The organism is Achromobacter insuavis, from assembly GCF_902859645.1.
Taxonomy (GTDB): Bacteria; Pseudomonadota; Gammaproteobacteria; order Burkholderiales; family Burkholderiaceae_B; genus Achromobacter; species Achromobacter insuavis.
This window is the reverse complement of the sequence record NZ_CADIJR010000033.1, coordinates 59,449-65,763: the sequence shown is the minus strand read 5'-3', so window position 1 is coordinate 65,763 and position 6,315 is coordinate 59,449. Positions and strand designations below refer to the sequence as shown.

Below are 6,315 nucleotides of genomic sequence, written 5' to 3'. Positions count from 1 at the left end.
CTCGGCCAGGCTGCCGCCGCGCCAGCGCGCGCGCCGCCACGCCGCCGCCAGCAGCCAGCCCGCCAGGCCCGCGATCGACGTCACATGCATGCCGCTGATGGACACCAGATGGGTGATGCCGCTGCGATTGAACAGGCGCCAGTCGTCGCGCGCCACGCCAGCCTGGTCGCCGATCGCCAGCGCGATCAGCACCGGCGCGTAGCGATGCGCGCCCAGGGCGCGCCGCATGCCTGCGCGCACCCGATACCGGGCCCGCTCGATGGCGACACCGGCTGACGCCCAGGGCTGGTCTTCCAGCAAGCGCGGCTGGCCTCGCACCGTGCCCGTGGCGCGCAGGCCACGCGCGAACAGGCGCGCCTCGCCATCCGGCGCGTCGGGATTGAGCGGCGCATGCGGCCGGCGCAGCACCAGCGCCATGCGCCACACCTGGCCCGGCGCCACCGCCGGCAGCCCCGGCTGCGCGCCGGGCGGCGCCAACCACGACACCAGGATGCGCCGCGGAATGCCGGAACGCGCCGGCCCGACCTGCTCGCCCACGAAACGCACGCCGCCCGCGTCATCGTCGGGCAGCTCGGCCACGCGCAACGCCAGCCGCGCGACGGCGTTCTGGTGCAGGTCGGCCAATGCGTCGTCCAGCCGCCATTGCGCCTGTATCGCGGCGTTGACGGCGCCCGCCAGCAGCCCCGCGGCCAGGCAGGCCAGCATCCCCGCCAGCCGGCCGCGCCAACGCCGTAGAGCCAACGGCAACACAACGCAGGCCGCCCCGGCCGACAGATAGAACCCCGCCCCCGGCAGCGCCGCGAGTGTCTGCACCGCCCCCGCGCCCGCCACGATGGCCAGGCAGAATATGCGCCCCTTGATGTCCGTCTCCCGAGAAACGGATCAGCGTAGGGCGACAGGCGCTCAGGCGGTCGGTGTGTGAAGGGATTTGCCCACCTCGGGAAACCGTCGGTGTCCCATCCAGCCATCACTCCCCTCGCGCCGCCGCCCCCAACCCCCGCACTTCCGCCAGCGCCGCCCCCACCCCGCCTGCCGCCAGCACCTCGACCAGCCGGGTCCCCACCGCCACCAGATCCGCATGGCGCCCGACCGCCTTCAATTGTTCGGCGGTCCGCACGCCGAAGCCCGCGGCAATCGGCAGTGACGTCTGCGCCCGGATCCGTTCCAGCGCACCGGCGATCACGGCGTCCGAAGGCAGCGCCGCGCCCGTCGTCCCCGCCAGCATCACGTGGTACACGAACCCGCTGGCGCCTTCCAGCACCCTCTCCAGGCGCGCTTCCGTGGTCGTCGGCGCGGTCATCTTGATGATGGCGATGCCGTGGCGCCGCGCCAGCCGTTCGATGCCGGCGGCATGCTCGGGCGACAGATCCACCACGATCAGCCCGTCGACGCCGGCCCAGGCCGCGTCGGCCATGAAGCTGGCCGCTTCATAGCGCAGCAGCGGGTTCAGATAGCCCATCAACACGACCGGCGTGCGCTCGTCCTCCTCGCGGAAAGCGGCGACCAGGTCGAGCGTGCGGCGCAGGGTCTGCCCCGCCTTCAGTGCGCGCGCATTGGCCTGTTGCAGCACGGGCCCGTCGGCGATCGGGTCGCTGAACGGCATGCCCAGTTCGATCACGTCGGCCCCGGCGGCGGGCAGGCCTTTCAGCAAGGCCAGGCAGTCATCGTAGGACGGGTCTCCCGCCGTGAAATAGGCGGCCAGGCCCGGCCGGCCGGCGGCGCGCAACGCCGCCAAAGTCTGTTCGATACGGCTCATGCGGCGTCTCCGGTGAATTGCAGGACCGAATTCAAGTCCTTGTCGCCGCGCCCGCTCAGGCAGACCACCAGCGCCTGCTCGCGGTCCATGCGCGGCGCGAGTTGCCTGGCGTAGGCCAGGGCATGGGCGCTTTCCAGCGCGGGGATGATGCCCTGCCGGCGCGTCAGCCACAGAAAGGCGTCGACCGCCTCGGCATCGGTGACCGATTCGTAGACGACCCGCCCGGTATCGTGCAGCAGCGCGTGTTCCGGGCCGACGCCCGGGTAGTCGAGACCGGCCGAGATCGAATGCGCGTTCTGGATCTGGCCGTCCGCGTCCTGCAGGAAGTAGCTGCGGCAGCCATGCAGAACGCCGGGGGATCCCTCGCCGATGCTGGCCGCGTGCTCGGCGGTCTGCGTGCCGCGCCCGGCCGCCTCGATGCCGAACAGCCGCACGCCGGCGTCGTTCAGGAACGGATAGAAGAAGCCGATGGCGTTGGAGCCGCCGCCCACGCAGGCGACCATCGCGTCCGGCAGCCGTCCGGTCTTCGCGAGGATCTGCGCGCGCGTTTCCTCGCCGATGACTTTCTGCAGTTCGCGCACCAGCCAGGGATAGGGATGCGGCCCGGCTCCGGTGCCCAGCAGGTAATAGGTGTCGTCCGGATGCGCGATCCAGTCGCGGATGGCGGCGTTCATCGCGTCCTTCAGCGTGGCGCTGCCGTCCGGCACCGGCCGGACCTGGGCGCCCAGCATCTCCATGCGCGCCACGTTGGAGGACTGCCGCGCCACGTCGACGGCGCCCATGTAGACGACGCATTCCAGGCCGAACAAGGCGCACACCGTGGCGGTGGCCACCCCGTGCTGCCCGGCGCCGGTCTCGGCGATGACGCGGCGCTTGCCCATGCGCCGCGCCAGCAACGCCTGGCCCAGGCAATTGTTGATCTTGTGGGCGCCGGTGTGATTCAGGTCCTCGCGCTTGAGGAAGATGCGCGCGCCGCCCAGTTCCTCGCTGAGCGCCTGGGCATGCAGCAGCGGGCTCGGGCGTCCCACGTAGTCGGCCAGCATGGCGCGGTACTCGGCCCAGAAGGCGGGGTCCTCGCGCACCGCGCGGAAGGTGTGTTCCAGCGCATCGAGCGCGGGCGCCAGCGTCTCGGGCATGTAGCGGCCGCCATAACGGCCGAACTGCCCGGCGGCATCGGGGTATTCAGGATGGGGGATAAAAGACATGGTTTCAGGCCTTAGGGAACATGACAACCATGGTATCCAGACAAAACATCCAGATAAATCATAGATTTCTTGCTCATCGGTATCAGATTTTCTAATATCAACGGCATGAGAAACCTGCCTCCCATGAACTCGCTGCGCGTCTTCGACAGCGCCGCCCGCCACCTGAACCTGTCGCTCGCGGCGCAAGAGCTGGGCGTGTCGCACAGCGCGGTCAGCCAGCAGGTCCGGCAGCTCGAGACCTGGCTCGGCGGCAAGCTGTTCGAGCGGCATTCGGAGGGCGTGCGGCTGACCGCGGCGGGCCAGGATCTGCACCGCGTCTGCCTGCCGGCGTTCGACATGCTCGAACAGCGCCTGGCCGAATTGCTCGGCCGCTCGGCATCGACCGAGGTGGTGATCGGCGCGCCGGCCAGCCTGTTGTCCAACTGGATCATTCCGCGGCTCGAGCACTTCGAGCGCGCCCATCCCGGCGTCCAGGTGCGCCTGCAGACGGCGGCCGACATCGCGTTGCTGGAGCGGCGCGTGGTCGATGTGCTGATCGTGGCCGACGAGCACCGGTCGCCGGACATCGAGGCGGTGCCGCTATTTCAGGAAAGCATCGGGCCGGTCTGCGCGCCGGCGCTGGTCGGGCGGATCCGGCGGCCGGCCGACGTGCTGGGCTCGCCATTGCTGCATGCCGCGGCGCGCCCCGCCGCCTGGGAACACTGGGCGCAGGCCAGCGGCGTGACGCTCGGCGCGCAACAGCCCAGGCGTCAGTTCGACCAGCTCGGCCACATGCTCGAGGCCGCGGTGGCGGGCCTGGGCATCGGCATCGCGCCCCGCGAACTGGCGCAGGCCGATATCCGGGCCGGCCGGCTGGCCGCCCCCCTCGGCTTCCAGGACACGGGCGGCCGGTTCAGCCTCTATGCGCGCACCGATGCCAGGGAAGTCGTGGACGATTTCAAGCGCTGGTTGAAGGCGCAGGCGCAGCCCGATGCCGCGCGGGTCGGATAGGGCATGGACCCGTCATCGTCCAGGCGCCGCGGAGGCCAGGGGCCTGACTGGCGGCTGCGCATGTTGCAAGGCCTGCCACAGATCGTAGTTCGCCTGCATCGCCACCCATGCCTGCGCGGTACCCGCCCCGGCTTGCTCCAGCCGGACAGCGAGGTCCGGGCTGATGCCCGCCTTGCCATTGAGCACCCGGGACAGGGCCACCCGTGACATCGCCAGCCGATCGGCGGCTTCCGTCACGGACAGCCCCAAGGCGGCGATGACATCTTCCCGAAGGACTTCGCCCGGATGCGGAGGGTTATGCATCATGATCTCCATTGCAGGACCTCATGCTCGGCATGGGCGGTAACGTCGTCAACAGAGACACACCGTTTATCGGCTTTGGGAGCGGTCTTGAGTCCCCAAAGCGGCTTATCGGGCGGCCGGTTCGGCCTCTATGCCCGGATCGACGCCACGGCGACGCGCCGACCAGACGCGCGCCGCGTCGGATGAATCCGGGATTCGAGCGCGCGGCGAGACGGCCGGCGGGGGATCGGCTTAGCATTTTTAGAATGATCTATCCCTCTTCGGATAAACAAAGCCGCGCCCGTTCGGCGCAAACCGGCCCACCCAGTGTGGGCCGCGTGCCATCATCGACCCCATATCGTTCGGCGCGCTGATTCGTCACGCGCCACGCCGTCCACGACGGCTCGAATCAACCCGCGCCATTCCCGCAGCACGACAGCCCGCATCCCGCTGACAGCCGCGGCACTGGCCGGCTGGCAACCTCGCATTGGAGAACCTCATGCCCTCGATCAGAAACCAGTCCCTGTCGTTACGGGCGCGCACCAACCTGGGCAAGTCGGAATCCGCGCTGGCCGTGGCCACGGAGCGGCTGTCGTCCGGCCTGCGCATCAACCACGCCGCGGACGATGCCGCCGGTGAATCCATCGCCAGCCATTTCACCGCCCAGATCCGCGGGCAGCACCAGGCGGCGCGCAACGCCAATGACGGCATCTCGCTGGCGCAGACCATCGAGGGCGCGCTGGGCGAGATGGGCCACAGCCTGCAACGCATCCGCGAACTCGCCGTGCAGGCGCAGAATTCCACCAACTCGATCGGCGACCTGGAATCCATCCAGGCCGAGATCGACCAGCATCTCGGCGAAATCGAGCGGATTTCGCACCAGACCCGCTTCAACAGCCTCGACGTGCTGGCCCAGGACGCCGATCTGTCCATCCAGGTCGGCGCCCACGATGGCGACACGCTCACACTCAACACCCGGCTCGTCAACACGAAAACCCTGAACCTGGACCAGATCGACGTGGTGCATGATCCGCGTCTGGGCAGCGCCGTCGACAGGACGGTGATCGACACCCAGTCCGAGCCCGCGCCGATCGCCCCGCCACCGGCGGTCGCGCCGCCGCCCGCGATAGCGCCCCCCACCACCACCGCCGTCCTGAGCATCAGGAATGGCGCCACCGTCCTCACGATATTCGACGCCTATCTCCTGAGTTACCAGTTCAACGGCACGACGCAATACCTCGTCCAGGAGGTCCACGGCGGTCTCGCCCGCAACGAGTACCGCATTCCCACCTTGCCCGCACCCGTGGGAGGCGTCGTGGACATCGACATCAGCGTCCTGCCGCGCCTGGACAGAACCACCCTGAGCGCCGCGGAAGCGGCGGCGATCACCCGCAGCGGCGTGCCCACGCTGGTCGGCCGCACCTTTCCGGTCCCGGTCGCCCCCCCTGCCGTGCCGGCCCCCACGCCCACGCCGCCCGTGGTCGCGCCTCCCCCCGGCCCCCCGCCTGCCGCCGACGCCGTCAAGAAAGACACGCCCATCCGACTGTTCGATTTTCTCCAGAGCCTCGCGCCGGTGCCCGCCGCCGACGATGGCCGGCCCCTGTTCGACCAGCACAGCAAGGTGCACTACCTGACCGACGCCACCGGCAACGCCAACGGCGAATACGTCATCAGCGGCAGCGATGGCAATTTCTACGACATCAGCATTTCGTCCACCGGCGAGGTGTCCTTCAAGCCGAAACACGCGCCGCCGACCGTGAACCTCAAGGTCGTGCCCATGAAGCGGGTGACCCAAGCCCTGGGCCAGGTCGACAGCCTGCGCGGCGAGCTGGGCGCGATGCAGCACCGCCTGGGCTCGGTCATCACCAACCTCAACCACACCGCCGATATCCTCAGCCAGGCCCGCAGCCGCATCGAGGACGCGGACTACGCCGTCGAAACCTCCAACCTGACGCGCCAGCAGATCCTGCAGCAAGCCAGCAAGGTCGCCTTGACGCAGGCCAATCAGTTGGCGCAGAACGTGTTGGCGTTGTTGAAGGAGGATTGACGCGTCACGGGTCGTGGTAGAACGCGGCAGCGATC

At 69.4% G+C, this 6,315-nt stretch carries 6 protein-coding genes; 2 read left to right on the top strand and 4 right to left on the bottom strand.

Annotated features, from left to right (window positions below; genetic code table 11):
* The 3 genes from H0523_RS17440 to trpB all read right to left on the bottom strand — a co-directional run.
* On the bottom strand, nt 1-813 hold an 813-nt coding region (locus tag H0523_RS17440; protein WP_180180102.1), incomplete at its 3' end, for a ComEC/Rec2 family competence protein.
* A 154-nt stretch (nt 814-967) separates the two neighbouring features.
* Nucleotides 968-1,756 carry a tryptophan synthase subunit alpha gene (trpA, locus tag H0523_RS17435; RefSeq protein WP_054429835.1) on the bottom strand — a complete coding sequence of 263 codons (789 nt, stop codon included), beginning with the start codon at nt 1,754-1,756 and terminating at the stop codon, nt 968-970.
* Nucleotides 1,753-2,961 (bottom strand): tryptophan synthase subunit beta, encoded by a 1,209-nt coding sequence (gene trpB, locus H0523_RS17430; protein ID WP_054429837.1) that lies wholly within the window; start codon nt 2,959-2,961, stop codon nt 1,753-1,755. The genes trpA and trpB overlap by 4 nt, the downstream gene beginning before the upstream one ends.
* A gap of 123 nt (nt 2,962-3,084) precedes the next feature.
* Between trpB and H0523_RS17425 the strand changes: the two genes are divergently transcribed.
* Nucleotides 3,085-3,951, top strand: coding sequence for a LysR substrate-binding domain-containing protein (locus tag H0523_RS17425; protein WP_054429838.1), 867 nt, complete (start codon nt 3,085-3,087; stop codon nt 3,949-3,951).
* Nucleotides 3,952-3,963: 12 nt separating this feature from the next.
* Here H0523_RS17425 and H0523_RS17420 read toward each other — a convergent pair whose 3' ends face one another.
* Nucleotides 3,964-4,257, bottom strand: a complete 294-nt coding sequence (locus H0523_RS17420; RefSeq protein WP_054430324.1) for a HigA family addiction module antitoxin — start codon at nt 4,255-4,257, stop codon at nt 3,964-3,966.
* A 475-nt stretch (nt 4,258-4,732) separates the two neighbouring features.
* On the opposite strand from H0523_RS17420, the gene H0523_RS17415 reads away from it, so the two are divergent.
* Complete coding sequence (locus H0523_RS17415; RefSeq protein WP_054429839.1) at nt 4,733-6,280, top strand: flagellin N-terminal helical domain-containing protein; 1,548 nt, start codon at nt 4,733-4,735, stop codon at nt 6,278-6,280.
* The last annotated feature ends 35 nt before the right edge of the window (nt 6,281-6,315 follow it).

What these genes read in the sequence shown, in the direction of transcription:
- H0523_RS17425 (WP_054429838.1), top strand. Translation starts at nt 3,085, where the DNA reads ATGAACTCGCTGCGCGTCTTCGACAGCGCCGCCCGCCACCTGAACCTG.
- trpA (WP_054429835.1), bottom strand. Translation starts at nt 1,756, where the DNA reads ATGAGCCGTATCGAACAGACTTTGGCGGCGTTGCGCGCCGCCGGCCGG.
- trpB (WP_054429837.1), bottom strand. Translation starts at nt 2,961, where the DNA reads ATGTCTTTTATCCCCCATCCTGAATACCCCGATGCCGCCGGGCAGTTC.
- H0523_RS17420 (WP_054430324.1), bottom strand. Translation starts at nt 4,257, where the DNA reads ATGATGCATAACCCTCCGCATCCGGGCGAAGTCCTTCGGGAAGATGTC.
- H0523_RS17415 (WP_054429839.1), top strand. Translation starts at nt 4,733, where the DNA reads ATGCCCTCGATCAGAAACCAGTCCCTGTCGTTACGGGCGCGCACCAAC.